Annotated in this window: 13 protein-coding genes and 1 pseudogene; 5 read left to right on the forward strand and 9 right to left on the reverse strand. The window is 69.5% G+C overall.

All coding sequences use genetic code 11. The features are described from left to right. Positions 1-4: 4 nt before the first annotated feature. The 5 genes and pseudogenes from rng to B6N23_RS04610 form a co-directional block, all read right to left on the reverse strand. The gene (rng, locus tag B6N23_RS04590) at positions 5-1,468 is read right to left on the reverse strand and encodes a ribonuclease G (RefSeq protein ID WP_305502294.1); all 1,464 of its coding nucleotides are present in this window, start codon (positions 1,466-1,468) and stop codon (positions 5-7) included. Positions 1,469-1,548: 80 nt separating this feature from the next. After that, positions 1,549-2,166: a Maf family protein gene (locus B6N23_RS04595; RefSeq protein WP_305502295.1), complete on the reverse strand. Its 618-nt coding sequence runs from the start codon at positions 2,164-2,166 to the stop codon at positions 1,549-1,551. Between the two features lie 13 nt (positions 2,167-2,179). Beyond that, a complete protein-coding gene (gene mreD / locus B6N23_RS04600) occupies positions 2,180-2,674 on the reverse strand; it encodes a rod shape-determining protein MreD (protein ID WP_119020776.1) in 495 nt (164 codons plus the stop codon). After that, positions 2,674-3,522: a rod shape-determining protein MreC gene (gene mreC, locus B6N23_RS04605; RefSeq protein WP_305502298.1), complete on the reverse strand. Its 849-nt coding sequence runs from the start codon at positions 3,520-3,522 to the stop codon at positions 2,674-2,676. Before mreC ends, mreD begins: the two co-directional genes overlap by 1 nt. A 104-nt stretch (positions 3,523-3,626) precedes the next feature. Then, positions 3,627-4,669: pseudogene (locus tag B6N23_RS04610) on the reverse strand (rod shape-determining protein). Between the two features lie 172 nt (positions 4,670-4,841). Between B6N23_RS04610 and gatC the strand changes: the two are divergent. From gatC to B6N23_RS04630, 4 genes are read left to right on the forward strand one after another with little or no spacing between them, the layout of a single operon-like run. After that, positions 4,842-5,129, forward strand: a complete 288-nt coding sequence (gatC, locus tag B6N23_RS04615; RefSeq protein WP_110068164.1) for an Asp-tRNA(Asn)/Glu-tRNA(Gln) amidotransferase subunit GatC — start codon at positions 4,842-4,844, stop codon at positions 5,127-5,129. Between the two features lie 29 nt (positions 5,130-5,158). Continuing rightward, positions 5,159-6,619: an Asp-tRNA(Asn)/Glu-tRNA(Gln) amidotransferase subunit GatA gene (gatA, locus tag B6N23_RS04620; protein ID WP_169957871.1), complete on the forward strand. Its 1,461-nt coding sequence runs from the start codon at positions 5,159-5,161 to the stop codon at positions 6,617-6,619. Beyond that, a complete protein-coding gene (gatB, locus tag B6N23_RS04625) occupies positions 6,619-8,088 on the forward strand; it encodes an Asp-tRNA(Asn)/Glu-tRNA(Gln) amidotransferase subunit GatB (protein WP_305502301.1) in 1,470 nt (489 codons plus the stop codon). Before gatA ends, gatB begins: the two co-directional genes overlap by 1 nt. A gap of 12 nt (positions 8,089-8,100) precedes the next feature. Beyond that, positions 8,101-8,652: a cupin domain-containing protein gene (locus tag B6N23_RS04630; RefSeq protein ID WP_169957869.1), complete on the forward strand. Its 552-nt coding sequence runs from the start codon at positions 8,101-8,103 to the stop codon at positions 8,650-8,652. 22 nt (positions 8,653-8,674) lie between these two features. Here B6N23_RS04630 and B6N23_RS04635 read toward each other — a convergent pair whose 3' ends face one another. The 4 genes from B6N23_RS04635 to B6N23_RS04650 form a co-directional block, all read right to left on the reverse strand. Next, positions 8,675-8,845, reverse strand: a complete 171-nt coding sequence (locus B6N23_RS04635) for a DUF6435 family protein (protein ID WP_305502306.1) — start codon at positions 8,843-8,845, stop codon at positions 8,675-8,677. A 155-nt stretch (positions 8,846-9,000) separates the two neighbouring features. Beyond that, positions 9,001-10,521 carry an aldehyde dehydrogenase gene (locus B6N23_RS04640; protein WP_305502308.1) on the reverse strand — a complete coding sequence of 507 codons (1,521 nt, stop codon included), beginning with the start codon at positions 10,519-10,521 and terminating at the stop codon, positions 9,001-9,003. Beyond that, the gene (locus B6N23_RS04645) at positions 10,518-11,951 is read right to left on the reverse strand and encodes an aspartate aminotransferase family protein (protein ID WP_305502310.1); all 1,434 of its coding nucleotides are present in this window, start codon (positions 11,949-11,951) and stop codon (positions 10,518-10,520) included. The genes B6N23_RS04640 and B6N23_RS04645 overlap by 4 nt, the downstream gene beginning before the upstream one ends. 25 nt (positions 11,952-11,976) lie before the next feature. Continuing rightward, the gene (locus B6N23_RS04650; RefSeq protein WP_305502313.1) at positions 11,977-12,753 is read right to left on the reverse strand and encodes a gamma-glutamyl-gamma-aminobutyrate hydrolase family protein; all 777 of its coding nucleotides are present in this window, start codon (positions 12,751-12,753) and stop codon (positions 11,977-11,979) included. 169 nt (positions 12,754-12,922) lie between these two features. Between B6N23_RS04650 and B6N23_RS04655 the strand changes: the two genes are divergently transcribed. After that, positions 12,923-14,293: a glutamine synthetase family protein gene (locus B6N23_RS04655; protein WP_305502316.1), complete on the forward strand. Its 1,371-nt coding sequence runs from the start codon at positions 12,923-12,925 to the stop codon at positions 14,291-14,293. Positions 14,294-14,383 lie beyond the last annotated feature (90 nt).

The raw sequence follows: 14,383 nt of genomic DNA on the forward strand, positions 1-14,383 counted from the left end.
GGGCTCACATCAGCACGATGTCGTACTGCTCCTGGGAGTAGTGGGTCTCCACCTGGAAGCGGATCGGCTTGCCGATGAACTCCTCCAGGTCGGCCACCGCCGCGGACTCCTCGTCGAGCAGGCGGTCCACCACGGCCTGGGCCGCCAGCACCATGTAGGTCTCGGCGCTGTAGGCACGCTCCTCGCGGAGGATCTCGCGGAAGATCTCGTAGCAGACCGTTTCCGGGGTCTTGAGGGTGCCGCGCCCCCCACAGGTGGGACAGGCCTCGCAGAGGGTCTGTTCCAGGCTCTCGCGGGTGCGCTTGCGGGTCAGCTGGACGAGGCCCAGCTCGGTGACGCCGGTGCACTTGGTCTTGGCGTGGTCCCGCTCAAGCGACTTCTCGAGCATGCGCAGCACCTGTCGCTGGTGCTCCGGGTCCTCCATGTCGATGAAATCGATGATGATGATGCCACCGAGGTTGCGCAGGCGCAGCTGGCGGGCGATGGCGGTGGCAGCCTCGAGGTTGGTCTTGAAGATGGTCTCCTCGAGGTTGCGGTGCCCCACATAGCCGCCGGTGTTGACGTCGATGGTGGTCATCGCCTCGGTGGGATCGATCACCAGGTAGCCGCCGGACTTGAGCTGCACCTTGCGGCCCAGGGCCTTCTGGATCTCGTCCTCGACGCTGAACAGGTCGAAGATCGGCCGCTCGCCGGCATAGTGCTCGATGCGCTCCACCGCATCGGGCATGAACTCCTCGGCAAACTCGATCAGCTTGACGTGGTTCTCACGGGAGTCGATGCGCACCTTCTCGATGTCGTCGCGCATCACGTCGCGCAGGATGCGCATGAACAGCGGCAGGTCGTCGTAGATGACGCTGGGGGCCCCGGCGGTCACCTTGCGCTCGCTCACCTTGCGCCACAGCCTCAGCAGGAAGTGCATGTCGGTGGCGAGCTCCTCGAGGCCGACACCCTCGGCGGCGGTGCGCACGATGAAGCCGCCGACCACCTCCTGGCCCTGCTGGGCCTGGGCCTCCTCGATCAGCCCGCGCAGCCGCTCCCGCTCCCGCTCGTCCTCGATGCGCTGGGAAACCCCGTGATGGGGGGCATCCGGCATGTAGACCAGGTAGCGCGACGGCACCGACAGGTGGGTGGTGAGCCGGGCCCCCTTGGAGCCGATGGGGTCCTTGGTGACCTGCACCACCAGCGCCTGCCCCTCGTGGAGCAAGTGGCCGATGGAGAGCTGCTCCTCGGCCGGGGTGCCGGGGGGCATCACCTCATGGGCGTGGATGAAGGCGGCGCGATCCAGGCCGATATCGACGAACGCCGCCTGCATGCCGGGCAGCACCCGGACCACCCTGCCCTTGTAGATATTGCCGACGATACCGCGCCGGCGGCTGCGCTCGATGAAGGCTTCCTGCAGCACGCCGTTCTCCACCACGGCGACGCGGGTCTCCATCGGCGTCAGATTGATCAGTACTTCGCCGCTCATGCGGAAGTCCTTATCCAGAATGCTTTGCGTCCATTATGACATAGTGTCATACGCCCAAGGCGTTGATGACCGGCAAGGGGTCAACCGAAGGTCCTGCCCCACAGCGCCACCCCCTGGCGGCGCAGCAGCTCGGCGGTCTCGTAAAGCGGCAGCCCCACCACCGCCGAGTGGCTGCCCTCGATGCGCTCGACGAAGATCGCCGCCAGCCCCTGGATGGCATAGCCGCCGGCCTTATCGGCGGGCTCGCCGGTGGCCCAGTAGGCGGCGATCTCCGCCTCGCCGATCGCGCGCATGGTGACCCGGGTGGCAACACAGGCCTCGAGCACGCCGGCGGGCCCGCTCACCGCCACCGCGGTGAGCACCTCGTGGGTCCGGCCGGCGAGGCGACGCAGCATGCCGGCGGCATGCTCGGGTCCCTCCGGCTTGCCGAGGATCTCGCCATCGCAGACCACGGCGGTATCGGAGCCCAGGGTCGGCAGCGTCGTGAGCCGGGCCCCGGCCAGGGCCTTCTCCCGGGCCAGCCGGGTCACGTAGTCGACCGCCCCCTCGCCGGGGCGCGGAGTCTCGTCGATATCCACCGGCCGCACCGCCACCGACACGCCGATGGAGGCGAGCAGCTCGCGGCGCCGCGGCGAGGCACTGGCCAGGCAGAGCCCGGGGCGGGCGGTATCGGAGAGGGGCTGACGGGGATCGGACATGCGGGGCTCCGGATCAGTCGCGGGCCAGGCGCCGGCCCAGGGCCTCGAAGAGGGTGGCGAGCCAGGGCCACAGCACGGCGCCGATCAGCGAGGGCAGCAGGAAGGCCAGATGGATGGAGAAGGGGCCGAGCAGGGTGCGCAGCCACTGCTCGGCCAGCTGTACGGTGCCCAGCAGCACGAAGATCAGCACCGCCTGCTGGACCAGGGAATAGGCCCGGAAACGCGGATAGACCAGCGCGCAGAGGAAGGCCAGCAGCGACAGGATCAGGGCGTTCTGCCCGAGGGTGGCCCCCTCGATCAGGTCGAGCAGGATACCGAGCGCAAAGCCGTGGAAGACGCCCACCCGGCTCGGCGCCTTCATGCACCAGTAGATCAGCATCAGGCCCAGCCAGTCGGGGCGCCAGATCTGCCAGCCGTCCGCCAGCGGCATCACCTGCAGGCAGAGCGCCAGCAGCAGCGAGAGCCAGATCCACGGCAGGGCCAGGTGGGCGGAAGAGGGAGCGGCCATCAGCGTGCCTCCTGGTCGGCGTCGAGGCCGATCACCGCCCGGGCGGCCTCCATCGCCTCGGCGGAGAGCTCGAGCTCCCAGACCTCGTCGTCGACCCCCGGGGCGGGCGGCGGAAAGAGCAGCAGGAAGTGTCTGGAGCGCTGCAGCTGGGCCACCGGCGTGGCGGTGACCCGGGCGAAGGGCTGGCCCGGGTCATGGACCACCTCGGCGACCCGCGCCACCGGGTAGCCCGGCGGGAAGCGTCCCGCCAGCCCCGAGGTGATCAGCAGGTCGCCCTCGCGGATATCGGCGGTGTCGGGCACGTGCAGCACCGTGAGCGCCTCGTAGCGGCCGCTGCCCTGGAGGATGAAGCGCAGCCCGTTGCGGTTCACCTGCACCGGCAGCGCATGGCTGGCATCGGCCACCATCAGCACCCGGCTGGAGTAGGCGGAGACCGCCGTCACCTGCCCCACCAGGCCAGAGGCATCCATCACCGGCTGGCCCACGTAGACGCCGTTGCGCCGCCCCCGATCGATCACCATCTGGTGGGCGAAGGGGTCCGGGTCCAGGGAGAGCAGCTCGGCGGTGATGAAGGGCATGTCGTGCCGCTGGGCCGCGGAGAGCAGCTCGCGCAGGCGCACGTTCTCGGCGGTGAGGCTGGCCATGTGCTGCACGCGGTGGGAGAGGGTCAGGATCTGCTCGCGCAACCGGCGGTTCTCCTCCAGCAGGGCGCGCTGGTCGGAGAGCGCCAGCGACCCCCAGGTGAGGATACCGCTGGGCAGGCTCACCGCCCACTGGACGGGGGCCACCAGGGTGGAGAGCTGGGCGCGCACCTCCTCCATGCGCGTGAGGCGGGTATCGGCGAACATCAGCGCCGACGCCACCAGCACGCACAGGAAGAGGCGATAGCCGGGCAGCGATCCGTCGGAGAACAGCGGCTTGATAGGCGTTTTCCCCTAAAGTCAGCCCCGGGTCAGTCGCTGGAGAGCAGCTCGAAGGTGTGCTGGTCGATCATCTCCAGGGCCTTGCCGCCGCCGCGGGCCACGCAGGTCAGCGGATCCTCGGCGACGATCACCGGCAGGCCGGTCTCCTCGGCGATCAGCTTGTCCAGGTCGCGCAGCAGCGCCCCGCCACCGGTCAGCACCAGGCCGCGCTCGGCGATGTCCGAGGCGAGCTCCGGCGGGGACTGCTCCAGGGCGTTCTTCACCGCGGTGACGATGGAGGCCAGGGTCTCCTGCAGGGCATCGAGGATCTCGTGGGAGTTGAGCGTGAAGCTGCGCGGGATCCCCTCGGCCAGGTTGCGGCCGCGCACGTCGATCTCGCGCAGCTCGCCGCCGGGATAGGCACAGCCGATCGATCTCCTCCTTTGATGCGCTCGGCGGTGGCCTCGCCGATCAGGCTGCCGTAGTGGCGGCGCACATAGGCGATGATCGCCTCGTCGAAGCGGTCGCCGCCCACGCGGATCGACTCGGAGTAGACGATGCCGTTGAGGGAGATGATGGCGATCTCGCTGGTGCCGCCACCGATATCCACCACCATGGAGCCCTGGGCCTCCTCGACCGGCAGGCCGGCGCCGATGGCGGCCGCCATGGGCTCCTCGATCAGGAACACCTCGCGGGCGCCGGCGCCCTCGGCGGACTCCTTGATGGCGCGGCGCTCCACCTGGGTCGACATGCAGGGCACGCAGACCAGCACCCGCGGACTCGGGGTGAGGAAGGTGCTCTGGTGGACCTTGCGGATGAAGTGCTGGAGCATCTGCTCGGTGACGGTGAAGTCGGCGATGACCCCGTCCTTCATCGGGCGGATGGCGGTGATGTTGCCGGGCGTGCGGCCCAGCATGCGCTTGGCATCGGAGCCAACCGCGGCCACGCTGCGCATGTTGCCGGACTGGCGGATGGCCACAACCGACGGCTCATCGAGCACGATGCCACGACCGCGCACATAAATCAGCGTATTGGCGGTTCCCAGGTCGATCGACAGATCGCTGGAGAACAGCCCCCTCAAGCGTTTGAACATGGAAGTCGTTACCTAGTGCAGTCCGGGAACCCTGTGCGGACGCAAACGGTATCACCGCGGCCCCTGCGCAGCAAGCGCGGAGCCCGCAAGCCCGGCCTCTCACGGACCTGCCCGCGGGTCGCGGTATGTGGTACCTTTTGCGGCCTGTTTTCCCTTCGAGGACATCCGAACCATGGCGCTTGAACACGCTGACGTGCTCAGGGCCGCGCACCTCGCCCGGCTCGGCCTGAGCGACGAGGACGCCGCCCACTACCTGGACGACCTCGGCCGCATCCTGGAGATGGTGGACCAGCTCCAGGCGCTGGACACCGAGGGCGTTGCCCCCCTGGCCCATCCCCTCGACGCCACCCAGCGGCTGCGCGCCGACGAGGTGACCGAGAGCGACCAGCGCGACCGCTTCCAGCGCTGCGCCCCGGCGGTGGAACAGGGCCTCTACCTGGTCCCCCGCGTGGTCGAATAAGCCTTCCTGCCTGACGGAGCCCCCGGCCCATGCATGACAAGACACTGAGCGAACTGGCCGCCGCCCTCACGGCCGGCGAGTTCACCAGCCGCGAGCTGACCGAACACCAGCTCGCGCGCATCGCGCGCCTCGACGGCGAGCTTAACAGCTTCATCACCGTGACCGCCGAGCAGGCCCTCGCCGCGGCGGATGCCGCCGACGCCGCCCGCGCTCGCGGCGAGGCCGGCCCCCTGACCGGCCTGCCGCTGGCCATCAAGGACCTGTTCTGCACCGAGGGGGTGCTGACCACCGCCGGCTCGAAGATGCTGGCCAACTTCGTCTCCCCCTACGACGCCACCGTGGTGGAGAAGCTCAAGGCCGCCGGCACGGTGAGCCTGGGCAAGGTCAACCTGGACGAGTTCGCCATGGGCTCCTCCAACGAGAACAGCGCCTTTGGCCCGGTGAAGAACCCCTGGGATACCAGCGCCGTGCCCGGCGGCTCCTCCGGCGGCAGCGCTGCCGCGGTGGCCGCGGGCCTGGTGCCCGCCGCCATGGGCACCGACACCGGCGGCTCGATCCGTCAGCCGGCCGCCTTCTGCGGCATCACAGGCCTGAAGCCCACCTATGGCCGCGTCTCGCGCTGGGGCATCATCGCCTACGCCTCGAGCCTCGATCAGGCCGGCCCCATGGCGCGCACCGCCGAGGACTGCGCCCTGCTGCTGAACGCCATTGCCGGCCCCGACCCGAAGGACTCCACCAGCGTGGCCCGCGGCGTGCCGGACTACACCGAGGAGCTCGGCGCTCCGCTCTCCGGCCTCAAGATCGGGCTGCCGGTCGAGTACTTCGGCGACGGCCTCGACCCCGAGGTGGAGGCCGCGGTGCGCGAGGCGGTGAGGGTCTATGAGTCGCTGGGCGCCACGGTGCGCGAGGTGAGCCTGCCCCACACCCACTACGCGATCCCGGCCTACTACGTCATCGCGCCGGCCGAGGCCTCCTCGAACCTGTCGCGCTACGACGGCGTGCGCTTCGGCCACCGCTGCAAGGCCCCGTCCGACCTGATCGACCTCTACAAGCGCTCCCGCGCCGAGGGCTTCGGCGAGGAGGTGCAGCGGCGCATCCTGATCGGCACCCACACCCTCTCCGAGGGCTTCTTCGACGCCTACTACAAGAAGGCCCAGCAGGTGCGCCGACTGATCCGCCAGGACTTCCTCGACGCCTTCGAGGAGGTCGACGTCCTGATGGGCCCGGCCTCCCCCACCCCGGCCTTCGACCTGGGCGCCAAGAAGGACCCGGTCTCCATGTACCTGCAGGACATCTACACCATCGCGGTGAACCTGGCCGGGATCCCCGGCATCAGCGTGCCGGCGGGCTTCGTGGGCAAGCGCCCCGTGGGCCTGCAGATCCTGGGCACCCACTTCGCCGAGGCGCGGCTGCTCAACGTCGCCCACCGCTTCCAGCAGGCCACCGACTGGCACCTGCGTCGTCCCGCGCTTGCCGAGGAGACCACCTGATGCAATGGGAAACCGTGATCGGGCTGGAGGTGCACGTCCAGCTCGCCACCCGCTCGAAGATCTTCTCCGGGGCCTCCACCGCCTTCGGCGCCGAGCCCAACACCCAGGCCTGCGCCGTGGACCTGGGCCTGCCCGGGGTGCTGCCGGTGCTCAACGAGCAGGCGGTGGCCATGGCGGTGCAGTTCGGCCTGGCGATCCACGCCGAGATCCCCGAGGTCTCGGTCTTCGACCGCAAGAACTACTTCTACCCGGACCTGCCCAAGGGCTACCAGACCAGCCAGATGTACCACCCCATCGTCGGCGCCGGCGAGGTGGAGATCACCCTGGAAGACGGCAGCAGCAAGCGCATCCGGGTGCACCATGCCCACCTGGAGGAGGACGCCGGCAAGTCGCTCCACGAATCCTTTTCTGACGGCATGGGCCACGGCATGACCGGCATCGACCTCAACCGCGCCGGGACCCCGCTGCTGGAGATCGTCTCCGAGCCTGACATGCGCAGCGCCAAGGAGGCCGCCGCCTACCTGAAGGCGATCCACTCCATCGTCACCTACCTGGGGATCTCCGACGGCAACATGGCCGAGGGCTCCATGCGCTGCGACGTCAACGTCTCGGTGCGCCCGGTGGGCCAGGCCGAGTACGGCACCCGCGCCGAGATCAAGAACGTCAACTCCTTCCGCTTCGTGGAGCGCGCCATCGAGTTCGAGGTGGAGCGCCAGATCGAGCTGCTGGAGGACGGCGGCAAGGTGGTCCAGGAGACCCGCCTCTTCGACCCCGAGCGCGACGAGACCCGCAGCATGCGCACCAAGGAGGAGGCCAACGACTACCGCTACTTCCCCTGCCCCGACCTGCTGCCGGTGGTGCTCGACCGAGCCTACCTCGACCACCTGCGCGAGGCGCTGCCGGAGCTGCCCGACGAGAAGCGCACCCGCTTCCAGTCGGCGCTGGGCCTCTCCGCCTATGACGCCGGGGTGCTCTCCGCCACCCGCGAGATGGCCGAGTTCTTCGAAGAGGTCAAGGACACCTGCGGCGACGCCAAGTCCGCCGCCAACTGGGTGATGGGCGAGCTTGCCGGCGCGCTCAACCGCGAGGGGCTGCCGATCACCGACAGCCCCGTCTCGGCACGCCAGCTCGGCGAGCTGATTGGCCGAGTGCTGGACGACACCATCAACGGCAAGGCCGCCAAGCAGGTGTTCCAGGCGCTCTGGAACGGCCAGGGGCAGTCCGCCGATGAGGTGATCGAGGCCAAGGGGCTCAAGCAGGTCACCGACACTGGCGCCATCGAGGCGATGATCGACCAGGTGATCGGCGAGAGCCCGGCCCAGGTGGCCCAGTACCGCGACGCCGAGCCGGACAAGCGCGGCAAGATGATCGGCTACTTCGTGGGCCAGGTGATGAAGGCCTCCCGCGGCACCGCCAATCCGCAGCAGGTCAACCAGCTCCTCAAGGAGAAACTGGACGCCCTGTGCTGAAGAGGAGCCACCATGGCCGATGACGTGGGCGAGCGGCTGCGCGCACTGCGCACCCTGCGCGGCATCTCCCAGCGCGAGCTGGCCAAGCGCTGCGGGGTGACCCACTCCAGTCTGTCGCTGATCGAGCAGGGCAAGGTGAGCCCCTCGGTCAGCTCCCTGAAGAAAATCCTCGACGCCATCCCGATGAGCGTCGGCGACTTCTTCACCATGGACCTGGAGAACGGTCGCCGGGTCTTCTACTCGGCCGAGGACCTGGCCGACGTGGGCACCGGCGACGTCATCTACAAGCTGGTGGGGGCCGATCGCCGCGATCGCGCCCTCTCCTTCATGGTGGAAACCTACCCGCCGGGGGCCGACACCGGCCGCGAGATGATCGCCCATCTGGGCGAGGAGGCCGGCATGGTGCTCGAGGGCGAGATCGAGATCACCATCGGCGCCGAGAGCCGGGTGCTCCAGGCGGGCGAGGCCTACTACTTCGAGACCAACGTCCCCCACCGCTTCCGCAACCCGGGCAGCGAGCCCTGCCGCCTGGTGAGCTGCGCGACCCCCGCCCGGGCCTTCTGACAGGCTCGGGCGCTGCGGATTCCTACTCCTGCTTCAGCTTATCGATCTCGGCGCGGATCGCCTCCGCGTCCTCGGTGAGCGAGGCGTTGGCGCGCATGTCGCCGTTGCGGGCGGCATGCATCGCCTGCTCGAGCTTGCGCTCATATTCCTTCTGCAGCTTCTTCGTCGGGTCGCTCTTGAAGAGTCCGAACATGGGAGTACCTCTGGCCGGGGAGTATCACCCACAGGCTACTCCCCTCACCGGAAAAAAGCGATACAAGGGCTGTACATATAAACTATGTCGCACAGATATGGCGAGGCCGGCGCCCATGGCGCCGGCCTCGTCGCGTCAGGCTACGGTGAAAGGGCTCAGCTCGACAGCGAGATCCAGATCCAGACGCTCTTGAGCTCGGAGTACTCCTCCAGGGAGTGATGGGACTTGTCGCGGCCGTTGCCCGACTGCTTCACCCCGCCGAAGGGCATGGTCTGGTCGCCGCCGGCCCAGTTGTTGACGAACACCTGGCCGGAGTGGAGCCGCCGGGTGACACGCATGATGCGGTCGATGTCCTGGCTCCACAGCCCCGCGGCCAGGCCATAGACGCTGTCGTTGGCCATGGCCACCGCCTCCTCCTCGCTGTCGAAGCCGAACACCGAGAGCACCGGGCCGAAGATCTCCTCGCGGCCGATGGCCATCTCGGGGGTCACGCCGTCGAACACCGTAGGTGGAATGAAGAGCCCCTTACCATCGACCTGGGTGGCCTCACCGCCCACACGCAGCCGGGCGCCCTCCTCGCGGCCCTTCTCGATGTAGCTCAGGATGCGCCGATACTGGGCCTCGTCGACGATGGCCCCCATGAAGCTGTCGGGGTCCAGGGGGTCGCCGGGCTGCATCCGCTTAGCCGCCACGAGCACCTGGTCGATGAAGGCCTCGCGGATCGCGTTCTCCACCAGCAGCCGGGAACCGGCGATGCACACCTCCCCCTGGTTGTGGAAGATCGCCGAGGCGGCGTGCTTCGCCACCCGCGCGAGGTCCTTGCAGTCGGCGAAGACGATATTGGGGGACTTGCCGCCGCACTCCAGATAGACCCGCTTGAGGTTGGACTGGCCGGCGTACTGCATCAGCTGCTTGCCCACCTGGGTCGAGCCGGTGAAGGCGAGGCAGTCCACCCCCATGGAGAGCGCCAGGGCCTTGCCCACGGTGTGGCCGAAGCCCGGCAGCACCTGGAAGACCCCGCGGGGGATACCCGCCTCATGGGCCAGCGCCGCCAGGCGCAGCGCCGAGAGCGGCGACTTCTCCGAGGGCTTGAGGATCACGCTGTTGCCGGCGGCCAGCGCCGGGGCGACCTTCCAGGCGGTCATCATCAGCGGGAAGTTCCAGGGCACGATGGAGGCGACCACCCCGAGCGGCTCGCGCAGCACCAGGGCCAGGGCCTCCTCGCCGGTGGGCGCCACCTCGCCGTAGAGCTTGTCGATGCACTCGGCCTGGTAGCGGAAGCAGGCGATGGCGCCGGCCATGTCGCCCAGCGAGCTTGCCACCGGCTTGCCCATGTCCAGGGTGTCGAGCAGCGCCAGCTCGTGCCGGTGGGCCTCCATCAGGTCGGCCAGGCGCAGCAGCACCTTCTTGCGCCGGCCAGGCGCCAGGCGCGACCACTCGCCGGCATCGAAGGCGGCCCGGGCATGGCCCACGGCGAGCTCGGCGTCGGCGGCGTCGCAGCTCGCCACCTCGGCCAGGGGCTCGCCGGTGGCCGGGTTCGTCGTGGTGAAGGTCTCGCCGCTCAGCGCATCGACGAAGGCGTCGTCGATAAAAGCGCGAGTTTCCAGATACGGAATCAGACGATCGGCCAGGGCCTGCCAGTCGGCCAGGGTCTTGGGGGGTTCGAGGCGACTCATGCGGGGGACTCCTCCTGGGGGTCGGGTCGGGGGTCGGACTGGGGCTCGGCCAGCCGCGCCAGGGTGGCATCCAGGGCGGCGCGCGCCTTGTCGATCAGCTCGTCGATCTCGTCACGGGAGATCACCAGCGGCGGCGAGATGATCATGGTATCACCCACCGAGCGCATCACCAGGCCGCCGGCGAAGCAGAGATCGCGGCACAGGGTGCCCACCCCCCGGGACTCGGCGAAGCGCTCGCCGGTGGCGGGATCGACCAGCTCCAGGGCGCCGATCAGCCCCAGGGAGCGCGCCTCGCCCACCAGGGGGTGCGCCTCGAGGGCCTTCCAGCGGCTGGCCAGGTAGGGGCCGATCTCGTCGCGGACCCGGTCCACCAGCCCCTCGGCCTCCAGCAGTTCGAGGTTGCGCTGCGCCACCGCGGCGCACACCGGATGGCCCGAATAGGTGAAGCCGTGGAAGAACTCGCCGCCCTCCTCGATCAGGGTCTCGGCGACCCGGTCGCCCACCAGCACCCCGCCGATGGGCAGGTAGCCCGAGGAGAGCCCCTTGGCGATGGGCATCAGGTCAGGCTCCAGGCCGTAGTGGACGCTGCCGAACCACTCGCCCAGCCGCCCGAAGCCGCAGATCACCTCGTCCACCACCAGCAGGATGTCGTACTTCGCCAGCACCGCCTTCACCGCCGGCCAGTAGCTTTCCGGCGGAATGATGGCACCGCCGGCGCCCTGCACCGGCTCGGCGATGAAGGCGGCGACGTTCTCCTCGCCGAGCTCCTGGATCTTCGCCTCCAGGGCCGCGGCGCACTCCCGGCCGAAGGCCTCGGGGTCCTGGCCGGCCGTGCGCCCTTCTCCAGACCGACCCTCTCCAGACCGCCCCTCTCCAAACCAGTAGGGCTGGCGCACATGGGCGATCTTCGGCACCAGGGGGCCGCCCTGGGCGTGCATGGGGGCCATGCCGCCGAGGCTCACCCCCGCCACGGTGGAGCCGTGGTAGGCGTTCTTGCGGCCGATCACCCACTGCTTGTCGGGCTGGCCCTTGAGCGCCCAGTAGCGGCGCACCATGCGCAGCACGGTATCGTTGGCCTCGGAGCCGGAACCGGTGAAGAAGACGTGGTTGACATGGGCGGGCGCCAGGCGGCAGAGGGTCTCGGCCAATTTGACCGCCGGAGGGTGAGCGGTCTTGAAGAAGCTGTTGTAGTAGGGAAGCTGGCGCATCTGCTCGGTGGCCGCTGCCACCAGCTCCTCGCGGCCATAGCCCAGGTTGACGCACCAGAGCCCCGCCATGCCGTCGAGGATGCGGTTGCCCTCGGAGTCGTGGATATAGACCCCCTCGGCGTGCTCGATGATGCGGCTGCCCTCCTCGCCCAGGGCCTTGAAGTCGGTGAAGGGGTGCAGGTAGTGGGCGCGATCCAGGGCCTGGTAGTCACGGGTATGCATGGGGGATCTCCAGATAGCGGGGCGTTCAGTCCACCCGGGGCGCGCGGGAGGCGGCCTGGCGGACGCGGCACGCCTCGGCGAAGGCGCGATAGAGGGCATCGTTCAGGGGGTGCTCACGGGGACGCCACTCGGGATGCCACTGCACGGCCAGGGCGAAGCCGGCGGCATCGGCCACCGACACCGCCTCGATCAGCCCGTCCGGGGCATGGGCCTCGGCCACAAGGCCCGCCCCCAGCTCGGCGATGCCCTGCTGGTGCAGGGAGTTGACCCGCGACCGGGGCTCGGGGTGCAGCGCCGCCAGGCGCCCGCCGGGCACCAGGGTGATCTCGTGGGCGGGGGCATACTGCACCTCGCGCTCCCCCGGGGGCTCGCGGTGGTCCTGCAGGCCGGGCACGCCCTGCACCGCCTGGTGAAGGGTGCCGCCGAAGGCCACGTTGAGCTCCTGGAAGCCCCGGCAGATGCCGAACAGCGGCAGGCCGAGGTCCAGCGCCGCGGGAATCCACACCAGGGCGGCCGCATCGCGGTGGCGGTCATCCCGGGTGTTCTCCGGCACCCGCTCGGCCCCGTAGCGGCGCGGCTCGACGTTGGTGTAGCTGCCGGTCAGCAGCAGACCATCGAGGCGGGCCAGCAGGGCGCGAGCGGCCTCGGGGTCGGCCTCCTGCTCCTCCCACACCGGCAGGATCACCGGCGACAGGCCGTAGTCCCACAGGGCGCGCAGGTACTTGTCGGTCACCATCTGGGCGGGATGGCCCTCCACCTCACGGTGGCAGGCGATCACCCCCACCAGGGGTCGGCTCTTCATCGCGTCTCTCCTCGTCGGAAGCGGACCGGGTGTTATGTTTTATTCACCATAACCACCTGTCGCCCGCTTTCCAAGGCGGACACTCCCCTCGATACGTAAATTATTTGACAACACCGGGCACCCCTACAAGGATAGGAGCCACAAGGATCACAACGCCAGAGGTGTGCCCATGCCTGCTCCCGACGATGTCCGGGCCTTCCTCGACGCCCACCCGGAGATCAACAGCGTCGACCTGCTGATCAGCGATCTCAACGGGGTGATGCGCGGCAAGCGCATCCCCCGGGAGAGCGTCACCAAGGCCTATACCAGCGGCATCGCCCTGCCCGCCTCGGTCTTCGCCCTGGACATCAACGGCCACACCATCGAGGAGACCGGGCTCGGCCTCGACAGCGGCGACGGCGACCGCCTCTGCCGACCGATCGACGGCAGCCTCAAGCCGGTGCCCTGGGTCGCCCGGGGCCATCAGGCCCAGCTGCTGATGACCATGGAGGAGTTCGACGGCTCCCCCTTTTTCGCCGACCCCCGCCAGCTGCTGGGCCGGGTGCTGGGTCGCCTGACCGCCCTGGGGCTGACCCCGGTGGTCGCCGTGGAGCTGGAGTTCTACCTGGTGGATCGCGAGCGCACCGCCGCCGGGCTGATCCAGCCGCCCTGCTCGCCGGTCAGCGGGGAACGCGCCAGCCAGAGTCAGCTCTACTCCATGCTGGAGCTCGACGAGTACGCCGACTTCCTCGAGGAAGTGCAGGCCGCGGCCCAGGTTCAGGGCCTGCCCCTGGACACCGCTCTCAAGGAGTGCGCCCCGGGGCAGTTCGAGATCAACCTGATCCACTGCGACGATGCGCTGGCGGCCTGCGACCACGCGGTGCAGCTCAAGCGCCTGATCAAGGGGGTCGCCCTGCGCCACGGCTTCGAGGCCACCTTCATGGCCAAGCCCTACGGCCAGGAGGCGGGCAACGGCATGCACGTGCATATCAGCCTGCTGGATGAGACGGGCCGCAATGTCTTCACCGAGCCGGGTGACGACCCCCTGGGCAGCCCGGCGCTGCGCCAGGCGGTGGCCGGCCTGCTGGCGCTGATGCCCGCCTCCATGGCGATCTGCGCGCCCAACCTCAACGCCTTCAGGCGCTTCCAGGCAGGGCTCTACGTGCCCTTGGCTCCCACCTGGGGCTTCGACAACCGCTCGGTGGCGCTGCGCATTCCCGCCGGGGCCCGGGCCGCCCGGCGCATCGAGCACCGGGTGGCCGGCGCCGACGCCAACCCCTACCTGCTGCTGGCCGCCCTGCTGGCCGCCATCCACCATGGTCTCGCCGAGGGACTCGAGCCGCCGCCGCCCAGCGTCGGCAACGCCTACGAGACGACGCCCCCCAGCCTGACCAACAGCTGGCAGCAGGCCCTCGACCTGCTGGAGGCCAACGAGATCCTCGGCGAGGCCCTGGGGCGCGACTTCCTCCACGTCTACCTGGCCAACCGTCGCGCCGAGCGTGCCCAGGCCCTGCAGGCGGTGAGCCGGCTCGAGTACGAGTGGTACCTGCGCCAAGTCTGAGCCCCCTGGTGCGGCCCCCCGAAACGCATACGCCCCCGGATCCTGGCGGATCCGGGGGCGTGCATGAGCCGGGCCGGTGGGGCGCAGAGC

The sequence above is a fragment of the Halomonas alkalicola genome, assembly GCF_030704205.1.
GTDB lineage: Bacteria > Pseudomonadota > Gammaproteobacteria > Pseudomonadales > Halomonadaceae > Halomonas > Halomonas alkalicola.